Below are 23,467 nucleotides of genomic sequence, written 5' to 3'. Positions count from 1 at the left end.
AATGAGCGAAATGATAACCGTCGGCGACGCCATCGCCAGAACGCTGGAGCAGTATCAGGTTGAGGCCATCTACGGCGTCATCTCCATTCACAACCTGCCGATCGCGGACGCGATAGGGCAGCGGGGCAAAATCCGCTTCGTGCCCGCGCGCGGCGAGGCGGGTTCCGTCACCATGGCCGACGCCCACGGGCGGTTTTCCGGCCTCGGCGTGGCGCTGACCAGCACCGGCGCGGGGGCGGGGAACGCGGTAGGCGCGCTGGTGGAGGCGATGAACGCCTGCACGCCGCTGCTGCATTTAACCGGACAGGTTGAAAAGGCCTGGCTGGACGCCGACACCGGGTTTATCCACGAGACCCGCGACCAGCTGACCTTCCTGAAGGCCAGTTCAAAACGGGCGTACCGCATCAGCAATGCCAGCCAGGCGATAGCGATTCTGCATAAAGCGATTCAGGAGGCGCAGATGCCGCCGTGCGGGCCGGTCTCTGTGGAAATTCCGATTGATATTCAGGGGGCTAAAATTCCTCTGTCTCTGGTGACCGCACCGGTGAAACCAGCTTCGGTTGCAGCCGTGGATCCCGCGATGGTGGATGCTTTATGGGCGCAGCTCAGGCAGGCTAAACAGCCGCTGCTGTGGCTGGGCGGCGGGGCGCTGGGAAGCGCTGACGCGGTGAAAAAGCTGGCCGATGCGGGCGTGACGGTGATCTCCAGCACCCACGCGCGCGGCGTGCTGCCGGACGACCATCGTGCCAGCCTGCGGGCGTTCCACAATTCGCCGTCGGTAGAGGCGCTGATTGCGCAGTGTGATTTTACGCTGGTGGCCGGTTCTCGCCTGCGCAGCAACGAAACCCGCTCCTGGACGCTTGAGCTGCCGTCTCCACGCGTGCAGATTGATATCGACCCGGCGGCGGCGAGCCGTAACTACCTGATGGATAACACGCTGGTAGCCGACTGTTCAGCGCTGCTTGCCGCGCTGGCTGAAAAAGCGCAGGGCCGCGAGTGGGGCAACGCCCAGTGGGACGCGCAGGTGCAGCAGGCGGTCACGCAGGCTGAACAGGGCCTGCGCGAGCAGTGCGGCGCCTATGCGAAACTCAACGACGCCATTGAGAAAGCGCTGCCGAAGGACGGCCTGCTGGTGCGCGATATCACCGTTTCCGGCAGCCTGTGGGGCAGTCGTCTGTTCCGCGCTAACGGCCCGCTGATGAACATTCACTCCCTGGCCGGGGCGATTGGCATGGGGCTGCCAATGGCGATTGGTACCGCGATTGCCAACCCGCAGCGCAAGGTGGTGGGGCTGGTGGGCGACGGTGGCCTGAGCCTGAATTTAGGCGAGCTGGCGACGCTGGCGCAGGAGAAAGCTAACGTGACGCTGCTGATCATGAACGACGGGGGCTACGGCGTGATGCGCGGCATTCAGGATAAGTACTTCGGCGGGCGGCAGTATTATAACGAACTGCATACCCCGGACTTTACCCTGCTGGCACAGGCAATTGGCCTGCAGGCGTGGAGCGTTGAGCGGGCAGAGGATTTTGAAGCCGTGATGACGGAAGCGCTGGCGATGCCGGGGCCGTCGGTAGTGGAAGTGCGGATGGGTCAGATTGGCGCGCTGAAGTTTGCAGGGCCGCCGCAGAAAACGCTTTACTAGCTTTTTCCCCTCTCCCACGGGGCTGAGGGTTCCCCACAAATTAATGCGAGCACTGAACAATCCCCTCGCCCCTTTGGGGTGTACAGTCCGGGGACATGGTAGACAGGTGTTCGGGGACATGGTGAACACTTTTTAACATCCTTTACCCATGGTGATCGACTTTTTCTTCAGGTCGATCACCCCCACTTTCGTGCTGTACCACCACACTTCATAGCAGCCGTCATCCTGCGTCTCCCTCAGCCCGACCCGTTCTCCCCTGAACGCCTTGCCTGCGCTCAGACTGACACCCTGTATGCTCAGCTTTCCGCTGACATCCACTTTCCTGACCTTCACCCCTTCATCGTATTCAGGTGGCGTTACGCTGCCGCTGTACTTCCGGGCAGACGGCTGATAACGCGAGGCCGGTACCGCCATATCCAGCGCCTCGTGCGGGCGTTCAAGGTTGTACACCGTGCGCCAGTGATCGAAAGCGCGCTGCAGCTCTCCGCTGTCCGCGAACCATTTTCCCTGCAGCACTTCCGCCTTCAGGCTGCGGTGAAAACGCTCCAGCTTGCCCTGCGTCTGCGGATGATAAGGCCGGGAGTGCCCCACCCGGATACCGTGGCGCATCAGCCACAGCTCCAGCGCCGTCCAGGTGCCGGTGGTGTCGCCCCACGGTGAGCCGTTGTCCATCGTCATCCTGTCCGGCAGGCCGTAGCGTTCAAACGCGCTGACCAGCTGCTGCTGCACGGTCTCGCGCCGTTCATCGGTACAGTGCGCCAGGCACAGGGAAAAACGGGAGTGGTCGTCCAGCAGGGTGAGCGGATGGCAGCGGCCACCGCCAAAGGGAAAGTGGCCCTTAAAATCCATCTGCCAGAGCCGGTTCGGCGCGTCATGTTCGAAGCGTCCCGTAGCCGGAACGCCCGGTGATGCGCCCGGCAGCAGACCGTGACGGGCCATCAGATTATGGACGGTGCTGAAGGCGGGCATACGGTGCCCCTGGTCTTCAAGCCAGCGCTTAATCTTGCGGGCGCCCCAGCGTTGATGACGGTCATGCGCCATGCGCAGCAGGGCCGTGATGTCGTCAGATGAGCGGTTCGGGGAATGATGAGGTGCGCGGGAGCGGTCCTGAAGACCGGAGGCACCTTCCTCAGCCCAGCGCTGAAGCCACTTGTAGCCGGTGGCAGGAGAAATGCCGAACTGACGGCAGAGGAAACGGATGTTCGCCCCGTCCTGCGAGGCGAACAGTACAAACTCGGTACGTAATGACATGGTATCTCTCGCATCCCAGGGCATAAGTGACTCCATAAACGGGTTCTTATGCCTCAGTTGTAAGTGTCTACCATGTCCCCGAACAAGTGTTCACTATGTCCCCGGACCGTACATGGGGAGAGGGTTAGGGTGAGGGGAACATACGGCAGTGGTGGTCATTCCGTTCACTTTATGTTCCTTGCTACTCTGTAAATGCTGTTTCGGTGAACGTGCCAGGGCGGCTCAATCGCCGCCGCCCTGGCGACCCGGGCTCCCGGCGGTAAATCGCCGCTACGCGGTACCTTCGGCTAATTCCTTTCGGCTTATCGGGGACGGGCGGAGGTAACATCCCTGTAAAGCCCGCCCTCTCGGCGCATCCATGCGCCTCGCCCCGGCCTGCAGGAAACGCCTCAGCGATTTACAGCCGGACCAGAGCATCGCTGAAAGCCTTAAATCGTTCTGAAGCAACGTTAATGCTTCTGCTTAAAAATTACTGGGGATCCCTCAGCCCACGGGGAGAGGGAGAAAACAGTAGTCCGGGTAAGGCGAAGCCGCCACCCGGCTTGTTTTATCAGAACACGTTAAACGGGTATTCCACGTAGGCGCGGATCTCGTCCCCGCCCACGTTATAGTCGCTGGCGTTGCTGGAGACGCGCAGCACGGAGTAGCGCAGTTTCAGCTTCAGATCTTTTGCCGGGCCATTCTGCACCTGGTACTGGATCTGGTTAAACCACTCGTGCTCTTTGCCGTTGCTGGTTTCAGACGTCTTAATGTTGTCGCCGCGTACGTAGGCGGTGGTCCAGCTCAGGCCCGGCAGGCCGAGACCCGCGAAGTCCAGACCGTAGGATGCCTGCCAGGAACGTTCATCTTCGCCGTTAAAGTCAGACCAGTAGGAGTTCGCGAGCCAGATGGTGTTACCGCCGTCGCCCACGCCACCCTTGTCGCGATAGCCGCCGTAGTTATAGCCGGTGCTGCCGCTGCTCTGCTGGTACGCCACTTTGAACGTGTGAACATCCCAGATGTAGCTCGCCGCCAGGCTCCAGATGGTGTTGCTGCGGCCGGTGTCGAGGCTGTCAGCGTAGCCCTGATCCAGACGCGAGTTATAGCCGTTAAAGTCGAGCACCAGCTGCTGCCCGGTGCTGAACGGCTGTTTGAAATTCAGCCCCAGGTACTGTTTGTTCATCACCTCTTCGTTATGAGAGGCGTATAGCGCGCCGCTGAACTGGTCGTTGAACTGGTAGCTTGCGCCACCGAAAGTCAGGCTTTTCAGGCCGCTGTCGTGGCGGTCGTCGCTTTTACGCTGCTCGTCGGTGAAATAACCGGCGTTCACTTCCAGCCCGTCGATCTCTTTCGAGGTCAGCATGGCACCGGTGTAGCTTTCAAACAGCAGGCGGGAGCTGTCGGCGTTAACGATAGGCAGTTCAGGACGCTGGTTACCGTAGCTCAGCACAGTATTCGAGATCCGCATTTTGGCGGTAGCGCCAAATTTCGCTAAATCGGATTTGGCCCGGCCATCGTCTTCCTGTTTAAAGAAGTCGATACCGCCCGCGCCGCTCTTGCCGCGACCGCCGTCCAGGCGCACGCCGTACTGCGCGATGCCGTCCACGCCAAAGCCCACCAGCCCTTCGGTATAGCCGGATTCAAAGGTGGCGATGATTCCCTGACCCCATTCGGCTTTATCCTGCTGGCCCTGATGGTAGTCACGGCTGATATACGCATTGCGTAAAAACAGGTCTAAATGGCTGTCGTCGATAAAACCCTTGCTGTCAGATTGCTGGCTTGCAGCGGCGGGTAATGCGGCGAATAAACTTAAAGCAATTAACGATAATTCTTTTTTCACGGAGGGAACGTCTCTGTCTTAATATATTAAATTGAATTACTGCGTGTTTGATAATTACCGGAAAGATTAACGATTGCAATAAATATGTGACCAGACGTTTCAGCCGGAAAGGGTAGATTTGACGGGGCTTTCAGAGGTGTTACCGATACGTGCGATTTAGTTAGCAATTCATGCGAAATAAAAAGGAGGCAAAATTGCCTCCTTCCAAAATTATTTAATTCCGTCAGCGGCCATTCGGTCGCGAATATGCTGTGCGCGCGCTTCTGAGGCCGGGTGATCGTCAAACATGGAGCTCTGGCGACCCGCTTCCAGTTTTGCCAGCTTTTCGAAGCTGGTGGCTAAACCGGATGGATTAATACCGCGTTTGCGCAACAGATCGTAGGAGTAGTCGTCCGCTTCGGACTCCTGACGCTGCGAGAACTGGGAGTTAACCAGTTTTTCACCTACGTCTCCAAGCTGCGACTGGGACAGGCTGCCAACGATGCCGCCCGCAGAGGCCGCCGCCGCGCGAATGGCGTTGGTGCCTAAGGCAACCTGCATCCCTTTCTTCACGTGGCCGAGCGCAACGTGACCCATTTCATGGCCGATAACCGCTTCCACTTCGTTGTCGGTCATCATATCCATCAGCCCGCTGTAGACGCGGATACAGCCGTTAGCCATCGCGAAGGCGTTGACGTCTTTCGCCATGTAAACCTTGTAGTTCACCGGCTGGCCGTTGATGTTATCGCCGAGCGCGGAAGCAATCTTATTCAGACGCTGTGTGTAGGTACTGTCAGCCGGCGCAAGCGTGGCTTTTCCGTCCATATCTTTACAGGCCTGATCGCTCAGCGCTTTAACCTGCGCGTCGCTCAGGGAGTAGGCCTGAAAGGCTTCTGCACCTGAGGTCATCAGACCGTTAGAGTCCATATTCTGACAGCCGCTCAGCACGAGCGTTGTACTCAGGGCCAGCACTATTGCACGCATTTTCATGAGGTTGCTTCCGTACTCGTTAAACTGAATAAAATCCGAAAAGTGCACCCGCAACGAAGCCGGGGCGGGATAAGTATAAGGAATATCTACAGGCGCGGGCGAGCAGATTGCGCAACATGCGAGCATGATCCAGAGATTTCTTAAGCTGCAAAAGAATGGTCCATGTACATGCCCTGCGGCTTGGGTTACATTGTTGGCACTTTTTTCCGGCGTAGCCCAAAACGCGCTGTCGTCAAGGGCATGGCCTTTAACAGTCCGATCTGGAGTTAAAATGTCCTCACGTAAAGAGCTTGCTAATGCTATTCGTGCGCTGAGCATGGACGCAGTACAGAAAGCCAAATCCGGCCACCCGGGTGCCCCTATGGGTATGGCTGATATCGCCGAAGTCCTGTGGCGTGATTTCCTTAACCACAACCCGCAGAACCCGGCATGGGCTGACCGCGACCGTTTCGTGCTGTCTAACGGCCACGGCTCTATGCTGATCTACAGCCTGCTGCACCTCACCGGCTACGATCTGCCAATCGAAGAGCTGAAAAACTTCCGTCAGCTGCACTCCAAAACTCCAGGTCACCCGGAAGTGGGCTACACCGCTGGCGTAGAAACCACCACCGGCCCGCTGGGTCAGGGCATTGCTAACGCTGTGGGTATGGCGATTGCCGAGAAGACCCTGGCGGCGCAGTTCAACCGTCCTGGCCATGACATCGTTGACCACTTCACCTACGCTTTCCTGGGCGACGGCTGCATGATGGAAGGCATTTCTCACGAAGTGTGCTCCCTGGCTGGTACCCTGAAGCTGGGCAAACTGGTGGCGTTCTACGACGACAACGGTATCTCCATCGACGGTCACGTTGAAGGCTGGTTCACCGACGACACCGCCGCACGTTTCGAAGCCTACGGCTGGCACGTTGTGCGTGGTGTTGATGGCCACGATGCTGACTCGATTAAACGTGCAGTAGAAGAAGCTCGCGCAGTCACCGACAAACCGTCCCTGCTGATGTGCAAAACCATCATCGGCTTCGGTTCTCCGAACAAAGCGGGCACCCATGACTCCCACGGCGCACCGCTGGGCGACGCGGAAATCGCACTGACCCGTGAAGCACTGGGCTGGAAACACCCTGCCTTCGAAATCCCGTCTGAGATCTATGCTCAGTGGGATGCTAAAGAAGTGGGCCAGGCGAAAGAAGCGGCCTGGAACGAGAAATTCGCTGCCTATGCGAAGGCGTTCCCACAGGAAGCGGCTGAATTCACCCGTCGTATGAAAGGCGATATGCCGTCTGACTTCGACGCGAAAGCCAACGAATTCATCGCGAAGCTGCAGGCGAACCCGTCTAAAATCGCCAGCCGTAAAGCATCTCAGAATGCGATTGAAGCGTTCGGTCCGCTGCTTCCAGAATTCCTGGGCGGCTCCGCTGACCTCGCGCCTTCTAACCTGACCCTGTGGTCTGGTTCTAAGCCAATCAACGAAGACACTGCCGGTAACTACATCCATTACGGCGTACGTGAGTTCGGTATGACCGCTATCGCGAACGGTATCGCTCTGCACGGTGGTTTCCTGCCATACACCTCTACTTTCCTGATGTTCGTGGAATATGCACGTAATGCTGTGCGTATGGCTGCGCTGATGAAACAGCGTCAGGTGATGGTCTACACCCATGACTCCATCGGTCTGGGCGAAGATGGTCCAACTCACCAGCCGGTAGAGCAGGTAGCTTCCCTGCGCGTAACCCCGAACATGAGCACATGGCGTCCATGTGACCAGGTTGAATCTGCGGTGGCGTGGAAATACGGCGTTGAGCGTCAGGACGGCCCGACCGCACTGATCCTCTCCCGTCAGAACCTGGCGCAGCAGGAGCGTACCCCTGAGCAGCTGGCAAACATCGCCCGCGGTGGCTACGTGCTGAAAGATTGCGCGGGCCAGCCTGAGCTGATCTTCATCGCGACCGGTTCTGAAGTTGAACTGGCTGTAGCAGCATGGGAAAAACTGACTGCCGAAGGCGTGAAAGCGCGCGTGGTCTCCATGCCGTCTACCGATGCGTTCGACAAGCAGGATGCGGCTTACCGTGAATCCGTACTGCCTAAAGCGGTTTCCGCTCGCGTGGCGGTGGAAGCGGGTATCGCTGACTACTGGTTCAAATACGTGGGCCTGAACGGCGCTATCGTCGGTATGACCACCTTCGGTGAGTCTGCTCCGGCAGAACAGCTGTTCGAAGAGTTCGGCTTCACCGTTGAGAACGTGGTCGCTAAGGCGAAAGAACTGCTGTAATCGCCGTTTTGCCCGGTGGCGCTTACGCTGACCGGGCCTACAAATGGCTCAAAAGTAGGCCGGGTAAGCGCTAGCGCTTACCCGGCTTTTTTTGCGTCATTATTCCAATGAAAATGTGACGCAAGTCATATAGCTCGCTTATTCATCTGGACAGACATTCCTTTTATTCCCCGATTCGCTTATTCTTGCTGAAGCGTTTCAGTCGATTAAATGTTCGACAATTGACCAATCAATCGCAGTTTGTGATAGCAAAGATTCCCCTTCGGGCGTCGCTGGATTACTCTTTCAGCCACCTCAAACTCAGGGATTGCTTTGCAGGAGATCTATGACCGTACGCGTAGCGATTAATGGCTTCGGTCGCATCGGGCGTAATGTGGTTCGTGCTTTGTATGAATCCGGACGTCGGGCGGAAATCACCGTGGTGGCAATCAATGAACTGGCGGATGCTGCTGGCATGGCGCATTTATTGAAGTATGACACCAGCCACGGACGCTTCGCCTGGGATGTGCGCCAGGAAAGAGATCAGCTTTTTGTGGGTGATGACGCTATTCGTGTGCTGCATGAGAACAGCATTTCCGGGCTACCCTGGCGTGAACTGGGTGTGGATGTCGTGCTTGACTGTACCGGTGTGTATGGCAACCGCGAACACGGCGAAGCGCATCTGACAGCAGGCGCGAAAAAAGTCCTGTTTTCTCATCCCGGAAGTAACGACCTCGACGCGACCGTCGTGTTTGGCGTCAACCAGCATGAGCTGCAAGCCGAACACCGCATTGTTTCCAACGCCTCCTGCACCACCAACTGCATTATTCCGGTCATCAAACTGTTAGACGATGCGTATGGCATTGAATCCGGCACCGTAACTACGATTCACTCCGCCATGCACGATCAGCAGGTTATTGACGCCTATCACCCGGATTTACGACGCACTCGCGCGGCGAGCCAGTCAATCATCCCGGTGGACACGAAACTGGCTGCAGGGATCACCCGAATTTTCCCGCAGTTTAATGACCGTTTCGAAGCGATTGCCGTGCGTGTTCCGACGATAAACGTCACCGCAATCGATCTTAGCGTGACGGTGAAAAAACCGGTAAAAGCCTGTGAAGTCAACCTGTTGCTGCAAAAAGCGGCACAGGGAGCATTTCATGGTATAGTTGACTATACGGAATTACCGTTGGTCTCAGTAGATTTTAACCACGACCCGCACAGCGCCATCGTGGATGGCACGCAGACGCGAGTCAGTGGTGCGCACCTTATCAAGACGCTGGTCTGGTGTGATAACGAATGGGGCTTTGCTAACCGAATGCTCGACACCACGTTAGCCATGGCCGCAAAAGGTTTCAGGTAGAGCGCACCTTGCGCTTGCAAAACTTTAAGAATCAACGAGAGGATTCACCATGTCTGTAATTAAGATGACCGATCTGGATCTGGCAGGTAAACGCGTTTTCATCCGTGCCGATCTGAACGTACCGGTTAAAGATGGCAAAGTGACCAGCGACGCGCGTATCCGTGCATCTCTGCCAACCATTGAACTGGCACTGAAGCAGGGCGCTAAAGTGATGGTCACCTCCCACCTGGGCCGTCCAACTGAAGGCGAGTACAACGAAGAGTTCTCTCTGCTGCCGGTTGTTAATTACCTGAAAGACAAACTGTCCAACCCGGTTCGCCTGGTGAAAGATTACCTGGACGGCGTAGACGTTGCCGAAGGTGAGCTGGTTGTTCTGGAAAACGTTCGCTTCAACAAAGGCGAAAAGAAAGACGACGAAACCCTGTCCAAAAAATACGCTGCACTGTGCGACGTATTCGTGATGGATGCATTCGGTACTGCGCACCGTGCGCAGGCATCTACCCACGGCATCGGTAAATTCGCAGACGTCGCGTGTGCGGGTCCTCTGCTGGCTGACGAACTGGAAGCACTGGGTAAAGCACTGAAAGAACCTGCTCGCCCAATGGTCGCTATCGTTGGTGGTTCTAAAGTGTCTACCAAACTGACCGTTCTGGATTCCCTGTCTAAAATCGCTGACCAGCTGATCGTTGGCGGTGGTATCGCGAACACCTTCGTTGCCGCTCAGGGCCACAACGTGGGTAAATCCCTGTACGAAGCAGACCTGGTTGACGAAGCCAAACGCCTGCTGGGTACCTGTGATATCCCGGTTCCAACTGACGTTCGCGTGGCGACCGAGTTCTCCGAAACCGCAACCGCGACCCTGAAATCTGTAAACGACATCAAAGACGAAGAGCAGATTCTGGACCTGGGCGACGTTTCTGCACAGAAACTGGCTGAAATCCTGAAAAACGCAAAAACTATCCTGTGGAACGGTCCTGTTGGCGTGTTCGAATTCCCGAACTTCCGCAAAGGGACTGAAATCGTGGCTAACGCAATCGCAGACAGCGAAGCGTTCTCTATCGCAGGCGGTGGTGACACCCTGGCAGCAATCGACCTGTTCGGTATCGCTGACAAGATCTCCTACATCTCCACTGGTGGCGGCGCATTCCTCGAATTCGTGGAAGGCAAAGTACTGCCAGCAGTAGCAATGCTCGAAGAGCGCGCTAAGAAGTAAGCCATTCAAGGGCAGGGAAACCTGCCCAATTTTCAGCGCGCTTTTAAGAGCTCGCACCTTTTCTAACGGCCGAAGATACAGGACTAAGCAACATGTCTAAAATTTTTGATTTCGTAAAACCTGGCGTTATCACTGGTGATGACGTACAGAAAGTGTTCCAGGTAGCTAAAGAAAACAACTTCGCTCTGCCAGCAGTTAACTGCGTAGGTACCGACTCCATCAACGCCGTACTGGAAACCGCTGCAAAAGTTAAAGCACCGGTTATCGTTCAGTTCTCTAACGGCGGCGCTGCGTTCATCGCAGGTAAAGGCGTGAAAACTGACATTCCTCAGGGTGCTGCTATCCTGGGTGCTATCTCTGGTGCGCACCACGTTCACCAGATGGCTGAACACTACGGTGTTCCAGTTATCCTGCACACTGACCACTGCGCGAAGAAACTGCTGCCGTGGATCGACGGTCTGCTGGACGCGGGTGAAAAACACTTCGCGGCAACCGGTAAGCCACTGTTCTCTTCTCACATGATCGACCTGTCTGAAGAGTCACTGCACGAAAACATCGAAATCTGCTCTAAGTACCTGGCGCGCATGGCCAAAATGGACATGACCCTGGAAATCGAACTGGGTTGCACCGGTGGTGAAGAAGACGGCGTGGACAACAGCCACATGGACGCTTCTGCCCTGTACACCCAGCCAGAAGACGTTGATTACGCTTACACCGAGCTGAGCAAAATCAGCCCGCGCTTCACCATTGCAGCGTCCTTCGGTAACGTACACGGCGTTTATAAGCCAGGTAACGTGGTTCTGACCCCGACCATCCTGCGCGATTCTCAGGAATACGTTTCCAAGAAACACAACCTGCCGCACAACAGCCTGAACTTCGTCTTCCACGGCGGTTCCGGTTCTTCTGCTCAGGAAATCAAAGACTCCGTAAGCTACGGCGTAGTGAAAATGAACATCGATACCGACACCCAGTGGGCAACCTGGGACGGTATCCTGCAGTACTACAAAGCGAACGAAGCTTACCTGCAGGGCCAGCTGGGCAACCCGAAAGGCGAAGACCAGCCGAACAAGAAATACTACGATCCACGCGTATGGCTGCGCGCTGCTCAGACGTCCATGGTGACCCGTCTGGAGCAGGCTTTCAAAGAACTGAACGCAATCGACGTTCTGTAATTTGAACTGCTAACAGCATCAGAAGGCCCGCAAATGCGGGCCTTTTTTTATGCTTTTTCAATATCCTGCAATACCTGTTTTTGTGATCTGTTTGGCAAAGCCGGTGCTTTTTGTTTACCCTTTACTGACCTGCCTGTCTCCATGGGGGATGGATTTTGTGTTTTGGTTTAACAAAAGGAAGAATAAATGGAACAACTCGATGTTGTAGACAGCATCAATAACGCCGGCAACTGGCTGGTGCGCAACCAGGCCCTGCTGCTGAGCTATGCCGTGAACATTGTCGCGGCGATTGCCATCATCATCGTCGGGATGATCGTGGCGCGTATCGTGTCGAACGCCGTCAACCGTGTGATGGTCGCACGACACATTGACGCCACGGTGGCTGACTTCCTCTCCGCACTGGTGCGCTACGGCATTATCGCCTTCACGCTGATTGCCGCGCTGGGCCGTGTTGGGGTGCAAACCGCCTCCGTGATTGCCGTTCTCGGTGCCGCCGGTCTGGCCATTGGTCTGGCACTGCAGGGCTCGCTTTCAAACCTGGCGGCGGGCGTACTGCTTGTGACTTTCCGTCCGTTCCGCTCCGGTGAATATGTTGACCTTGGCGGCATCGCCGGTACCGTGTTGCAGGTACAGATTTTCTCTACCACCCTGCGTACCGTCGATGGTCGTATTGTGGTGGTACCGAACGGGAAAATCATTGCGGGCAATATCATTAACTTCTCCCGCGAGCCGGTGCGTCGTAACGAACTCATCATCAGCGTGGCGTATGATTCCGATATCGATCAGGTGAAGTCACTGATCGCGAATATCATCGCCTCTGACGACCGCATTCTGAAGGACCGCGAGCAGACGGTTCGTCTGAACGAACTGGGTGCTTCCTCTATTAACTTCGTGGTGCGTATCTGGAGCAAAAGCAGCGATCTGCAAAACGTTTACTGGGATGTGCTGGAGCGCATCAAGCGCGATTTCGACGCCAACGGCATCAGCTTCCCTTACCCGCAGATGGACGTAAACGTCAAAAAAGTCAAAGAAGCAGAATAACGTCACCCGCAGGCCCGGTAAGCGCTCGCGCCACCGGGCTTTATTTTCATAAGCTCCGCTAATACCCAATTAATATTATCCATTTCATCTAATGTGATTCGCGCAGTATAGTCAGCCTCCAGAACAACACTGCGAGAAAATCGTCATGCTATCTTATTATTTTCAAGGGCTTGCCTTAGGTGCGGCCATGATCCTTCCGCTCGGCCCGCAAAACGCCTTCGTGATGAATCAGGGCATTCGCCGCCAGTATCATCTGATGATTGCCCTGCTGTGCGCGGTGAGCGATCTGCTGCTGATTTGCGCCGGCATTTTTGGCGGCAGCGCGCTGCTGATGCAGTCACCCTGGCTGCTGGCGCTGGTGACCTGGGGCGGCGTGGCGTTTCTGCTGTGGTACGGATTCGGTGCCCTGAAAACGGCGATGAGCAGCAACATTGAGCTGGCAAGCGCCGAAGTGATGAAGCAGGGCCGCTGGAAGATTATCGTCACCATGCTGGCGGTCACCTGGCTTAACCCGCACGTCTACCTTGACACCTTCGTAGTGCTGGGCAGCCTGGGCGGACAGCTGGACGTTGAGCCGAAACGCTGGTTTGCGCTCGGCACGGTCAGCGCCTCTTTCCTCTGGTTCTTCGGTCTCGCCATTCTGGCGGCATGGCTGGCGCCTCGTCTGCGGACTGCCAAAGCCCAGCGCATTATTAATACCCTGGTGGGGCTGGTGATGTGGTTTATTGCTTTTCAGCTGGCAAAAGAGGGCATTCACCACGTCCAGGAATTGTTCAACTAATCCTTGTCTTATGGACAACTGAGCAAGACCCGCTAAGCTTGCTGGCATGAGCCCTGTTGTTGGGGCACTCTTCGCAACATGGAGGAATGACAGTGAAGTTTAAAGTGATGGCCCTCGCGGCATTAGTAAGTTTCGGTGCGGTGTCGGCGCAGGCAAGTGAACTGCCGGATGGCCCGCACATCGTCACGTCAGGCACCGCAAGCGTGGACGCGGTACCGGATGTTGCAACCCTGGCAATTGAAGTGAATGTGGCGGCGAAAGATGCCGCTTCCGCCAAAAAACAGGCAGACGATCGTGTTGCGCAATATCTCTCTTTCCTGGAACAGAACGGTGTTGCTAAAAAAGACATCAGCTCTGCGAACCTGCGTACCCAGCCCGATTACGACTACCAGAACGGCAAAAGTATCCTGAAAGGCTATCGCGCCGTGCGCACTGTGGAAGTGACCGTGCGTCAGCTGGACAAGCTGAACTCTCTGCTGGACGGTGCGCTGAAGGCCGGCCTGAACGAAATCCGTTCCGTGTCGCTGGGCGTTGCGCAACCGGAGAAATACAAAGACGAAGCGCGTAAAGCGGCGATTGATGATGCCATTCATCAGGCGGAACAGCTGGCGTCTGGCTTCAAGAGCAAGCTTGGCCCGGTATACAGCGTGCGTTACCACGTCTCTAACTACCAGCCAAGCCCGATGGTTCGGATGATGAAGGCGGACGCCGCGCCGGTTTCTGCTCAGGAAACCTACGAGCAGCCAACGATTCAGTTCGACGATCAGGTTGATGTGGTGTTCCAGCTGGAACCCGTTGCAGCACAGCCGAAACCTGCACAATAATCAATAGGCCGGGTAAGGCGTAGCCGCCACCCGGCTTTTCATTTTAATCCTGTCTCAACACCTTATGTCCAAATGCCAGCAGCGCATCAGTCACGTTGCGCATCATGCGGCTTTCCGGCGCAAAACGGTGCCAGTAGAGCATCCGGCGCTGATACAGCCCCGGCGTCAGGTCAATCAGCTCACCGCTTTTCAACTCTTTCTCAATCTGTAAATGCGGGATCATGCAGCAGGTGGTGCCCTGACGCGCCAGCTGCACAAAGGCTTCGGACGAGTTAACGATATGACACGGCACGCTGCCCGGCGGCAGATCGAAGTTTTGCTGCAAAAACGCCTGGTGCATATCGTCCAGATGGTCGAACGCCACGGCAGGGGCCTTCAGCAGCGCGGCGCGGGTGACGCCATTCGGGAAGTAGCGCTCCGCAAAGGCTTTTGAACCGACAAACAGGTAGTCGAGCGCGCCCAGCTGATCGACAAGACAGCTTGGCAGGGCCTGAGGCTGGATACTGACCGCACCAACTACTTCGCCGCGACGCAGGCGCTCCTGGGTGCGGGTTTCATCTTCGACCTGAAGATTCAGGCGGATAGGGGAGTCGGCCAGCACCGGCGCAAGGGCCGGCAGCAGCCAGGTCGCCAGACTGTCGGCGTTGACCGCCAGCGAGAGCAGCAGCGGCGTGGAACCCGTTTGTTCGTCACCCAGCCACTCGTCTTCCAGCAGTTCAACCTGGCGCAGCAGGGCGAGAAGCTTTTGCCCTTGCTCCGTTGGGCGCGGCGGCACGGTACGCACCAGCAGCGGCTGCCCGAACATGTTTTCAAGCTGTTTGATACGCTGTGATACGGCGGACTGGGTGATGCACAGCTTTTGCGCTGCGCGCTCAAAGCCGCGTTCACGAATAACTGCATCAAGTGCCTGTAGTGTTCTGTAGTCCGGACGTTTCATTGCTCTGGCTGGCTCCTAAATTTTGCTTAATCTGCACTATGACACAATTTTCCCTTCCTGGCAGACGAAATCCATTCGACGTGTTCTATAATGCGCCCTGAGTTTTCACACCACAGGCAAAACGATCATGACGCAGGATGAACTGAAAAAAGCAGTAGGATGGGCCGCTCTCCAGTACGTACAGCCAGGGACCATTGTCGGTGTTGGTACGGGGTCAACGGCGGCGCACTTTATCGATGCACTGGGCACGATGAAGGGGCAGATCGAGGGCGCGGTTTCCAGCTCCGATGCGTCCACGGAAAAGCTGAAAAGCCTCGGCATTACCGTTTTCGATCTCAACGAAGTGGATCGTCTGGGCATTTACGTTGATGGCGCGGATGAAATCAACGGCCATATGCAGATGATCAAAGGCGGCGGCGCGGCGCTGACCCGTGAAAAGATCATCGCCTCCGTGGCGGACAAGTTCATCTGCATCGCGGATGCCTCCAAGCAGGTCGACATTCTGGGTAATTTCCCGCTGCCGGTTGAAGTGATCCCGATGGCGCGCAGTGCGGTTGCCCGTCAGCTGGTGAAGCTGGGCGGCCGTCCGGAATACCGTCAGGGCGTGGTCACCGACAACGGTAACGTCATCCTCGATGTTCACGGTCTGGAGATTCTCGACGCGATTGCGCTGGAAAACGCCATCAACGGCATTCCAGGCGTCGTCACCGTAGGGTTATTTGCCAACCGCGGCGCGGATGTGGCGCTGATCGGTACGGCTGACGGTGTGAAAACCATCGTAAAATGATCTGACGGGGGGAGTGCTCCCCCCGCTAAAAAATTTTTGAAAAGCTAAATTTGGTGACTTGTGTCACGCTTTTCCGCCTCTTTTGCCGATCCTGCCACGTTTGTAAATTTCCTCAGCATTTTACTCTGTCATTTTGCCCTGTATGACTTTTCTTCAGAGTGCCGACGCAAACGTTCATATTGCTGCAATAGTTTTTTTTGATATGTTGGCTACAGCGGATTTCAATCCAGCACAACATCAGTTCAGATAAAAACAGGGTCGGGGAAATGGCAAAGGTATCACTGGAGAAAGACAAGATTAAATTCCTGCTGGTCGAGGGCGTGCATCAGAAAGCGCTTGATAGCCTTCGTGCGGCGGGTTACACCAACATCGAATTTCACAAAGGCGCGCTGGACACGGAAGAGCTGAAAGCCGCCATCCGTGATGCCCACTTCATTGGCCTGCGATCCCGTACCCACCTGACTGAAGACGTGATTGCCGCGGCAGAAAAGCTGGTTGCTATTGGCTGTTTCTGCATCGGCACCAACCAGGTCGACCTGAACGCTGCCGCAAAACGCGGTATCCCGGTCTTTAACGCCCCGTTCTCTAACACCCGTTCCGTGGCGGAGCTGGTAATTGGCGAGCTGCTGCTGCTGCTGCGCGGTATCCCGGAAGCTAACGCCAAAGCGCACCGTGGCGTGTGGAACAAACTGGCCGCGGGCTCATACGAAGCTCGTGGGAAAAAGCTGGGTATCATCGGCTACGGCCACATCGGTACCCAACTGGGGATCCTGGCGGAATCGCTGGGGATGCACGTCTACTTCTACGATATCGAAAGCAAGCTGCCGCTGGGTAACGCGACGCAGGTACAGCATCTGTCTGACCTGCTGAACATGAGCGACGTGGTCAGCCTGCACGTGCCGGAAAACGCCTCCACCAAAAACATGATGGGCGCGGAAGAGCTGGCGCTGATGAAGCCGGGATCTCTGCTGATCAACGCCGCGCGTGGTACGGTGGTCGATATCCCTGCACTGTGCGATGCGCTGAAGCGTAAGCATCTGGCGGGGGCGGCCATCGACGTGTTCCCGACGGAACCGGCCACCAACAGCGATCCGTTTAACTCTCCGCTGTGCGAATTCGACAACGTGATCCTGACGCCGCACATCGGCGGTTCTACTCAGGAAGCGCAGGAGAATATCGGTCTGGAAGTGGCGGGTAAGCTGAGCAAATATTCCGACAACGGTTCAACGCTCTCTGCGGTGAACTTCCCGGAAGTGTCTCTGCCGCTGCACGGCGGTCGTCGTCTGCTGCACATCCACGAAAACCGTCCTGGCGTGCTGACCGCCATCAACCAGATTTTTGCCGAGCAGAGCGTTAACATTGCCGCCCAGTATCTGCAAACCAACTCGCAGATGGGTTATGTGGTTATTGATATTGAAGCCGATGAAGATGTTGCTGAGAAAGCGCTGCAGAGCATGAAGGCCATACCGGGAACGATTCGCGCGCGCCTGCTGTACTGATGGTGCGGTCTGTGGTGTCGGGTGGCGGCTACGCCTTACCCGACCTACGTTGAGCTTTTGTAGGCCGGGTAAGCGTAAGCGCCACCCGGCTTTATGCTACCAAAGCCACGTTTTACCTGGCGTTACTACCGCAGGCAGCGGAATATCCCATTTCTCCACCGGCAAGGCTTCTACAGCCTGGCAATCATGCGCATACCCCACCGGCTGCAGCCCGTACTGCTGCCAGTTTTGCAGCGTCCTGTCGTAAAAACCGCCGCCCATACCTAAGCGCTGTCCTTGTTCATCAAACGCCACCAGCGGCGTAATCAGCACGTCCAGCTGTGACAGCGGGAGTACGTCGCGCACGTCGAGTTTCGGTTCGGTGATTTTCAGACGATTCACCACCAGCTCGCTGTGCGGATGGTAGTGCAGAAACAGCAGATTGCCCCGGCTGAACGGATGCAGTACCGGCAGGTAAACTTTTTTCCCGGCGCGCCAGAGCTGGTCGATAAGCGGCTGGGTGTCCAGTTCGCCGTCAAACGAGAGAAACAGCGCGACGGTGTTTGCCATCACCACGGGCGGATAGGCCATCATGCGGGCAGCAGCCTGCTGCGCAAAGTGTGCTTGTTGTTCGGACGTCAGGGCGCGACGACGCTGGCGAATGAGCTGACGGATGTCCTGGCGTGAAGCAGAAACTTCAGGGAATTGAGTCATGGTAGTCGGTAGAAGAAGAGAGAGGGAATCTCCGAGATGCCGCCGCAGGCTGTAACCCTTGAACCCTTGGTTCAAGGTGAATGTGTCGTCATAGTTTTAAGGCTTCTCGGACGAACCGAGCATGCTCACCAACCATGGAGCGCCACATTCTTGTGGTATGAAATATCGGCTCAGGGGACTGGCCCGCTTGCAAACATCTCAGAGAAATTTTGTCTTCACAGTTACTCTACCATAGTCAACTGCGAAGTGTTATTCAAACTTTGGTCCCGGTCTTTCGGGATTGCGACCTTGATCAAGCAATGCCTGTTCAATGGTCTGCTGGAGCATTTTAATGCGTTGCTCCATGCTGGCCGCGTAATCGCGGGTCTTCGCTTTTTCCTGAGTCAGTTCATAGCTGATGTTCAACGCGGCGATGAAAACCAGCTGCTCAGTATTTGTGACTCTAGTGCGTTCTTTTAGATCTTGCAACCGCTGATTCAAATCGTCCGCAGCCTGATTCAAAGCATCCCTTTGTTCAGGCGGACAATTCACTCGCAGTGAACGGCCAAAAATCTGGAGATCGACGGGTTGTGCAGACATGCCACCTTCCTGCTGATTGACTGCGCTGCCTTCGCTTACTGCCCCGGGGGCTGCGAAGGGGCGACACTATAGCTACCCTGATGTGAAGATACAAGCCCTTTTCTGGTATCACCAGGGTCCAAAGTGGTAGCATATCATGAATATCCTCCCTTTGATGACGAATGCGTATGTCTATACAGAACGAAATGCCTGGTTACAAGGATTTAAACCAGTTACTGAACCAGCAGGGAGTCGGTCTTACCCCTGCCGAAATGCACGGTCTGATCAGCGGCATACTGTGCGGCGGAAACAGCGACAGCTCATGGCAGCCGCTGATCCACGACCTCACCAACGAAGGGCTGGCGTTTGGCCACGAACTGGCGGAAGCGCTGCGAAAAATGCACGCGGCAACCAGCGATTCGCTGGAAGACGATGGCTTCCTTTTTCAGCTTTATCTGCCTGAAGGCGACGATGTCAGCGTCTTCGATCGCGCCGATGCGCTCGCGGGGTGGGTAAACCACTATCTGCTTGGCCTGGGCGTCACCCAGCCTAAGCTTGATAAAGTCACTGGCGAAGCGGGTGAAGCGATTGACGATCTGCGCAACATCGCCCAGCTTGGCTACGATGAAGAGGAAGATCAGGAAGAGCTGGAAATGTCTCTCGAAGAGATCATCGAGTACGTGCGCGTGGCGGCGCTGCTGTGCCACGACAACTTTACGCGCTCGCAGCCGACCGCGCCGGAAGTTCGCAAGCCAACCTTACATTAAGAAAAATAACGCACAGGAGGGTGTCATGGTTATCTCGCAACAAGAGTATTTGCGCCGTCGTCAGGCGCTGCTGGCAAACATGCAGCCGGGAAGCGCGGCGCTAATTTTTGCCGCGCCGGAAGTGACGCGCAGCGCCGACAGCGAATACCCCTATCGCCAGAGCAGCGATTTCTGGTACTTCACCGGCTTCAACGAGCCGGAAGCGGTGCTGGTGCTGATTAAGAGCAATGACACCCACAACCACAGCGTGATTTTCAACCGCGTACGAGACTTAACCGCTGAGATCTGGTTTGGCCGCCGCTTAGGGCAAGAGGCCGCCCCGGAAAAGCTGGGCGTTGACCGCGCGCTGGCGTTTAGCGAAATCAACCAGCAGCTCTATCAGTTGCTTAATGGCCTCGACGTGCTCTACCACGCGCAGGGCGAATACGCCTACGCCGATGAGATTGTTTTCAACGCGCTGGAAAAACTGCGTAAAGGCTCGCGGCAGAACCTGTCCGCGCCCGCCACCCTCACGGACTGGCGTCCGGTGGTGCACGAGATGCGTCTGTTCAAATCTGAAGAAGAGCTGAACGTGCTGCGCCGTGCGGGCGAAATCAGCGCCCTGGCGCACACCCGCGCGATGGAAAAATGTCGTCCCGGAATGTTTGAATACCAGCTGGAAGGCGAAATTCACCACGAATTTAACCGCCACGGCGCGCGTTATCCCTCCTACAACACCATCGTTGGCGGCGGGGAAAACGGCTGCATACTGCACTACACCGAAAACGAAAGCGCGCTGCGCGACGGCGATCTGGTGCTGATTGACGCCGGTTGCGAATATCAGGGCTACGCGGGCGACATCACGCGTACCTTCCCGGTGAACGGCAAGTTTTCGCCAGCGCAGCGGGCGATTTATGACATCGTTCTCGAATCACTCGAGACGGCGCTGACGCTGTATCGCCCGGGCACCTCCATTCAGGAGGTGACCGGTGAGGTGGTGCGCATCATGATTACCGGGCTGGTTAAGCTTGGGATCCTCAAAGGGGATGTCGACACCCTGATTACAGAGAATGCTCACCGCCCGTACTTTATGCACGGCCTGAGCCACTGGCTGGGGCTGGACGTGCACGACGTGGGCGCATACGGCCCTGAACGTTCGCGCGTGCTTGAACCGGGCATGGTGCTGACCGTCGAGCCAGGCCTGTACATCGCGCCGGATGCCGACGTGCCAGAGGAATACCGCGGAATTGGCATTCGTATTGAAGACGACATCGTCATCACCGAAAGCGGCAACGAAAACCTGACCGCGAGCGTGGTGAAAAAAGCGGACGATATCGAGGCGCTGATGGCAGCGGCGCGCGTATGAGCGTGATTATCGTTGGGGGCGGCATGACCGGCGCCACGCTGGCGTTAGCCATCTCGCATTTGACGAAGGGGCAGCTTCCGGTGCATCTGGTTGAAGCCGTCGCGCCGCAGGCGAAGAATCACCCTGGGTTTGATTCCCGCGCCATTGCCCTGGCGCAGGGCACCTGCCAGCAGCTATCCCGCATTGGCATCTGGCAGGCCATCGCCGACTGCGCTACCGCCATTAATACCGTGCACGTGAGCGATCGCGGTCATGCCGGGTTTGTGACGCTGGATGCCCATGATTACCGTATTGACGCGCTGGGTCAGGTCGTTGAACTGCACGATATTGGCCTGCGCCTGTTCCGCCTGTTGCAGGACGCGCCGGGCGTCACGCTGCACTGCCCGGCACGCGTTGCCAGCTTCACCCGCAGTGAAGATGCGGTCAGCGTAACGCTGGACAATGGCACCGTGCTCGACGGACAGCTTCTGGTGGCGGCTGACGGGTCGCGCTCGGCGCTCGGCACCCAGTGCGGCGTAGAGTGGCGGCAGCAGCCTTACGGGCAGGTCGCGGTCATCGCGAACGTCTCGACCGCAGCAGAACACAACGGCCGGGCGTTTGAGCGCTTCACCCAGCACGGCCCGCTGGCGATGCTGCCGATGACGGGCGGGCGCTGCTCGCTGGTCTGGTGCCACCCGCAGGAAAAGGCCGAAGAGGTTAAATCCTGGTCCGACGAACGTTTTTGTACCGCGCTGCAGAAAGCCTTTGGCTGGCGGCTGGGGCGTATTACCCATGCCGGGAAACGTGCGGTCTATCCGCTGTCGTTAACCACAGCATCACAGTCTGTTTCTCACCGCGTGGCGCTGGTCGGCAACGCGGCGCAAACCCTCCACCCCATCGCCGGGCAGGGCTTTAACCTCGGCCTGCGGGATGTGATGAGCCTGGCCGAAACGCTTTCGCAGGCGTGGAGCGAACAAAAAGACTGTGGCGCTTACCCGGTGCTAAGCCATTACCAGACGCGACGTCAGGCCGATAAAGAGGCGACGATTGGCGTCACCGATGGTTTAGTCCATCTCTTTGCCAATCGCTGGGCGCCGCTGGTTGTTGGTCGCAACCTCGGGCTGATGGCGATGGAATTGTTCATTCCGGCACGTGACGTGCTGGCGCAGCGGACCCTGGGTTGGGTCGCGCGTTAAGGAGTTATCACTGTGCAAAATGTTGATGTTGCCATCGTTGGCGGCGGAATGGTTGGGCTGGCGCTGGCCTGTGGATTACAGGGCAGCGGCCTGCGCGTGGCCGTGCTGGAGCAAAAGCAGCCCCAGCCTGTCGCATCAGATGCCCCGCCGGACCTCCGCGTGTCGGCGATTAACGCGGCCAGCGAAAAGCTTTTGACGCGTCTCGGCGTCTGGTCAGATATCGTCGCCCAGCGCGCCAGCTGCTATCACGGCATGGAAGTGTGGGACAAAGACAGCTTTGGCCATATTGCCTTTGATGATGAAAGCATGGGCTATAGCCATCTGGGGCACATCGTTGAAAACGCGGTGATCCACCACGCGCTGTGGCAGAAAGCAGAGCAGTGCAGCGACGTGACGCTGGTTGCGCCTGCGCAGATCCAGCAGGTGGCATGGGGCGAAAACGAGGCGTTTATCACCCTGCAAAGCGGCGACATGCTGACCGCGCGTCTGGTGGTTGGTGCCGACGGCGCTAACTCCTGGCTGCGCAACAAGGCCGATATCCCGCTGACGTACTGGGATTACCGCCATCATGCGATGGTGGCAACGATCCGCACCGAAGAGCCGCACGGCGGCGTTGCGCGGCAGATTTTCCACAACGACGGCATACTGGCGTTTCTGCCGCTTGCCGATCCGCACCTGTGCTCGATTGTCTGGTCCCTGGTGCCGGAGAAAGCGCAGCAGATGCAGGAGGCGACGCCGGAGGCCTTTAACCAGGCGCTGTGCGTGGCGTTTGATAACCGCCTTGGCCTGTGCACGCTTGAAAGCGAGCGGCTGGTTTTCCCGTTAACCGGCCGGTACGCGCGTCAGTTCGCCGCGCACCGTCTGGCGCTGGTAGGGGATGCGGCCCATACCATTCATCCGCTGGCCGGGCAGGGCGTTAACCTCGGCTTTATGGACGCGGCGGAACTGGTGGAAGAACTGCGTCGCCTGCACCGTGAAGGTAAAGATATCGGCCAGCATCTGTATCTGCGTCGCTACGAGCGCAGCCGCAAGCACAGTGCGGCGATGATGCTGGCAGGAATGCAGGGCTTCCGCGAGCTGTTTGCCGGGGCAAATCCGGCGAAAAAACTGCTGCGCGATATCGGCCTCAAGCTGGCCGACACCCTTCCCGGCGTCAAACCTCAACTTCTTCGTCAGGCAATGGGTCTTAACGATCTTCCCGACTGGTTACGCTAATCTCGATCCCCGTCACACTTTATTTTCCCGGCCTCTGCGTCGGGGAAATCACCTCGTTTGAAATATTCTAATTCCACGCCATTTTTCGCATTAGTTATTCTCATGTCGTGATTTTTACGTGACGGAAATTCGGCCCGTTTTTCCGCACGAAATATCACCATGTGCTAAATC

20 protein-coding genes and 1 other RNA gene are annotated in these 23,467 nt (G+C 56.9%); 14 read left to right on the top strand and 7 right to left on the bottom strand.

Annotated elements, in window-relative coordinates:
* Window position 1: 1 nt before the first annotated feature.
* The gene (locus tag ACMGGH_RS01410) at window positions 2–1,642 is read left to right on the top strand and encodes a thiamine pyrophosphate-binding protein (protein ID WP_232948825.1); all 1,641 of its coding nucleotides are present in this window, start codon (window positions 2–4) and stop codon (window positions 1,640–1,642) included.
* Between the two features lie 132 nt (window positions 1,643–1,774).
* Here the strand turns inward: ACMGGH_RS01410 and ACMGGH_RS01405 are convergent, their stop codons facing one another.
* The 3 genes from ACMGGH_RS01405 to ACMGGH_RS01395 all read right to left on the bottom strand — a co-directional run bounded on the left by ACMGGH_RS01405 (window position 1,775) and on the right by ACMGGH_RS01395 (window position 5,681).
* On the bottom strand, window positions 1,775–2,917 hold the full coding sequence (locus ACMGGH_RS01405; RefSeq protein WP_420299056.1) for an IS481 family transposase: 1,143 nt from the start codon (window positions 2,915–2,917) through the stop codon (window positions 1,775–1,777).
* A gap of 526 nt (window positions 2,918–3,443) precedes the next feature.
* Complete coding sequence (locus ACMGGH_RS01400) at window positions 3,444–4,712, bottom strand: OprD family outer membrane porin (RefSeq protein ID WP_232948826.1); 1,269 nt, start codon at window positions 4,710–4,712, stop codon at window positions 3,444–3,446.
* Window positions 4,713–4,922: 210 nt separating this feature from the next.
* Window positions 4,923–5,681, bottom strand: coding sequence for a M48 family metallopeptidase (locus ACMGGH_RS01395; protein WP_232948827.1), 759 nt, complete (start codon window positions 5,679–5,681; stop codon window positions 4,923–4,925).
* A 271-nt stretch (window positions 5,682–5,952) separates the two neighbouring features.
* Here ACMGGH_RS01395 and tkt point away from each other — a divergent pair, with 271 nt between their 5' ends.
* The 7 genes from tkt to ACMGGH_RS01360 all read left to right on the top strand — a co-directional run bounded on the left by tkt (window position 5,953) and on the right by ACMGGH_RS01360 (window position 14,320).
* Complete coding sequence (tkt, locus tag ACMGGH_RS01390) at window positions 5,953–7,944, top strand: transketolase (protein WP_041908344.1); 1,992 nt, start codon at window positions 5,953–5,955, stop codon at window positions 7,942–7,944.
* Between the two features lie 325 nt (window positions 7,945–8,269).
* Window positions 8,270–9,289: an erythrose-4-phosphate dehydrogenase gene (epd, locus tag ACMGGH_RS01385; protein ID WP_047367434.1), complete on the top strand. Its 1,020-nt coding sequence runs from the start codon at window positions 8,270–8,272 to the stop codon at window positions 9,287–9,289.
* A 49-nt stretch (window positions 9,290–9,338) separates the two neighbouring features.
* The gene (gene pgk, locus ACMGGH_RS01380; protein WP_028014337.1) at window positions 9,339–10,502 is read left to right on the top strand and encodes a phosphoglycerate kinase; all 1,164 of its coding nucleotides are present in this window, start codon (window positions 9,339–9,341) and stop codon (window positions 10,500–10,502) included.
* 92 nt (window positions 10,503–10,594) lie between these two features.
* Window positions 10,595–11,674: a class II fructose-bisphosphate aldolase gene (gene fbaA / locus ACMGGH_RS01375; protein WP_008499731.1), complete on the top strand. Its 1,080-nt coding sequence runs from the start codon at window positions 10,595–10,597 to the stop codon at window positions 11,672–11,674.
* A 186-nt stretch (window positions 11,675–11,860) separates the two neighbouring features.
* Window positions 11,861–12,715, top strand: a complete 855-nt coding sequence (gene mscS / locus ACMGGH_RS01370; RefSeq protein WP_003860082.1) for a small-conductance mechanosensitive channel MscS — start codon at window positions 11,861–11,863, stop codon at window positions 12,713–12,715.
* A gap of 145 nt (window positions 12,716–12,860) precedes the next feature.
* Window positions 12,861–13,496 carry an arginine exporter ArgO gene (gene argO / locus ACMGGH_RS01365; protein WP_047367435.1) on the top strand — a complete coding sequence of 212 codons (636 nt, stop codon included), beginning with the start codon at window positions 12,861–12,863 and terminating at the stop codon, window positions 13,494–13,496.
* A 92-nt stretch (window positions 13,497–13,588) separates the two neighbouring features.
* Window positions 13,589–14,320, top strand: coding sequence for an oxidative stress defense protein (locus tag ACMGGH_RS01360; RefSeq protein WP_028014336.1), 732 nt, complete (start codon window positions 13,589–13,591; stop codon window positions 14,318–14,320).
* A gap of 43 nt (window positions 14,321–14,363) precedes the next feature.
* Here the strand turns inward: ACMGGH_RS01360 and argP are convergent, their stop codons facing one another.
* A complete protein-coding gene (argP, locus tag ACMGGH_RS01355; protein WP_003860089.1) occupies window positions 14,364–15,257 on the bottom strand; it encodes a DNA-binding transcriptional regulator ArgP in 894 nt (297 codons plus the stop codon).
* A gap of 127 nt (window positions 15,258–15,384) precedes the next feature.
* Here argP and rpiA point away from each other — a divergent pair, with 127 nt between their 5' ends.
* Both rpiA and serA read left to right on the top strand, forming a co-directional pair.
* Window positions 15,385–16,044: a ribose-5-phosphate isomerase RpiA gene (rpiA, locus tag ACMGGH_RS01350; protein ID WP_003860091.1), complete on the top strand. Its 660-nt coding sequence runs from the start codon at window positions 15,385–15,387 to the stop codon at window positions 16,042–16,044.
* A gap of 266 nt (window positions 16,045–16,310) precedes the next feature.
* Entirely contained in the window at window positions 16,311–17,543 is a 1,233-nt protein-coding gene (gene serA / locus ACMGGH_RS01345) for a phosphoglycerate dehydrogenase (RefSeq protein WP_041908347.1), read from the top strand.
* 96 nt (window positions 17,544–17,639) lie between these two features.
* On the opposite strand, the gene ACMGGH_RS01340 is transcribed toward serA, so the two are convergent.
* The 3 genes from ACMGGH_RS01340 to zapA form a co-directional block, all read right to left on the bottom strand.
* Window positions 17,640–18,236, bottom strand: coding sequence for a 5-formyltetrahydrofolate cyclo-ligase (locus ACMGGH_RS01340; RefSeq protein ID WP_063155132.1), 597 nt, complete (start codon window positions 18,234–18,236; stop codon window positions 17,640–17,642).
* A 24-nt stretch (window positions 18,237–18,260) separates the two neighbouring features.
* A non-coding RNA gene (gene ssrS / locus ACMGGH_RS01335) (6S RNA) lies at window positions 18,261–18,444 on the bottom strand.
* Between the two features lie 41 nt (window positions 18,445–18,485).
* The gene (gene zapA / locus ACMGGH_RS01330) at window positions 18,486–18,815 is read right to left on the bottom strand and encodes a cell division protein ZapA (RefSeq protein WP_006811891.1); all 330 of its coding nucleotides are present in this window, start codon (window positions 18,813–18,815) and stop codon (window positions 18,486–18,488) included.
* 167 nt (window positions 18,816–18,982) lie between these two features.
* On the opposite strand from zapA, the gene ACMGGH_RS01325 reads away from it, so the two are divergent.
* From ACMGGH_RS01325 to ubiI, 4 genes are read left to right on the top strand one after another with little or no spacing between them, the layout of a single operon-like run.
* Window positions 18,983–19,561, top strand: a complete 579-nt coding sequence (locus ACMGGH_RS01325; RefSeq protein ID WP_028014333.1) for a YecA family protein — start codon at window positions 18,983–18,985, stop codon at window positions 19,559–19,561.
* Between the two features lie 31 nt (window positions 19,562–19,592).
* A complete protein-coding gene (gene pepP / locus ACMGGH_RS01320; RefSeq protein ID WP_155963379.1) occupies window positions 19,593–20,906 on the top strand; it encodes a Xaa-Pro aminopeptidase in 1,314 nt (437 codons plus the stop codon).
* On the top strand, window positions 20,903–22,081 hold the full coding sequence (gene ubiH, locus ACMGGH_RS01315) for a 2-octaprenyl-6-methoxyphenyl hydroxylase (protein WP_232948828.1): 1,179 nt from the start codon (window positions 20,903–20,905) through the stop codon (window positions 22,079–22,081). The genes pepP and ubiH overlap by 4 nt, the downstream gene beginning before the upstream one ends.
* A gap of 12 nt (window positions 22,082–22,093) precedes the next feature.
* On the top strand, window positions 22,094–23,296 hold the full coding sequence (gene ubiI / locus ACMGGH_RS01310) for an FAD-dependent 2-octaprenylphenol hydroxylase (protein ID WP_232948829.1): 1,203 nt from the start codon (window positions 22,094–22,096) through the stop codon (window positions 23,294–23,296).
* Window positions 23,297–23,467: the final 171 nt, after the last annotated feature.

The organism is Enterobacter sp. BNK-16 (genome assembly GCF_048684955.1).
GTDB lineage: Bacteria > Pseudomonadota > Gammaproteobacteria > Enterobacterales > Enterobacteriaceae > Enterobacter > Enterobacter bugandensis.
This window is presented reverse-complemented; position numbering and strand designations above follow the sequence as displayed.

Coding starts and splice junctions, on each gene's coding strand:
- ACMGGH_RS01325 (WP_028014333.1), top strand. CDS start 18,983: ATGTCTATACAGAACGAAATGCCTGGTTACAAGGATTTAAACCAGTTA.
- zapA (WP_006811891.1), bottom strand. CDS start 18,815: ATGTCTGCACAACCCGTCGATCTCCAGATTTTTGGCCGTTCACTGCGA.
- pgk (WP_028014337.1), top strand. CDS start 9,339: ATGTCTGTAATTAAGATGACCGATCTGGATCTGGCAGGTAAACGCGTT.
- fbaA (WP_008499731.1), top strand. CDS start 10,595: ATGTCTAAAATTTTTGATTTCGTAAAACCTGGCGTTATCACTGGTGAT.
- rpiA (WP_003860091.1), top strand. CDS start 15,385: ATGACGCAGGATGAACTGAAAAAAGCAGTAGGATGGGCCGCTCTCCAG.
- argP (WP_003860089.1), bottom strand. CDS start 15,257: ATGAAACGTCCGGACTACAGAACACTACAGGCACTTGATGCAGTTATT.
- ACMGGH_RS01395 (WP_232948827.1), bottom strand. CDS start 5,681: ATGAAAATGCGTGCAATAGTGCTGGCCCTGAGTACAACGCTCGTGCTG.
- ACMGGH_RS01410 (WP_232948825.1), top strand. CDS start 2: ATGAGCGAAATGATAACCGTCGGCGACGCCATCGCCAGAACGCTGGAG.
- ACMGGH_RS01405 (WP_420299056.1), bottom strand. CDS start 2,917: ATGCCCTGGGATGCGAGAGATACCATGTCATTACGTACCGAGTTTGTA.
- tkt (WP_041908344.1), top strand. CDS start 5,953: ATGTCCTCACGTAAAGAGCTTGCTAATGCTATTCGTGCGCTGAGCATG.
- argO (WP_047367435.1), top strand. CDS start 12,861: ATGCTATCTTATTATTTTCAAGGGCTTGCCTTAGGTGCGGCCATGATC.
- serA (WP_041908347.1), top strand. CDS start 16,311: ATGGCAAAGGTATCACTGGAGAAAGACAAGATTAAATTCCTGCTGGTC.
- ubiH (WP_232948828.1), top strand. CDS start 20,903: ATGAGCGTGATTATCGTTGGGGGCGGCATGACCGGCGCCACGCTGGCG.
- ACMGGH_RS01340 (WP_063155132.1), bottom strand. CDS start 18,236: ATGACTCAATTCCCTGAAGTTTCTGCTTCACGCCAGGACATCCGTCAG.
- mscS (WP_003860082.1), top strand. CDS start 11,861: ATGGAACAACTCGATGTTGTAGACAGCATCAATAACGCCGGCAACTGG.
- epd (WP_047367434.1), top strand. CDS start 8,270: ATGACCGTACGCGTAGCGATTAATGGCTTCGGTCGCATCGGGCGTAAT.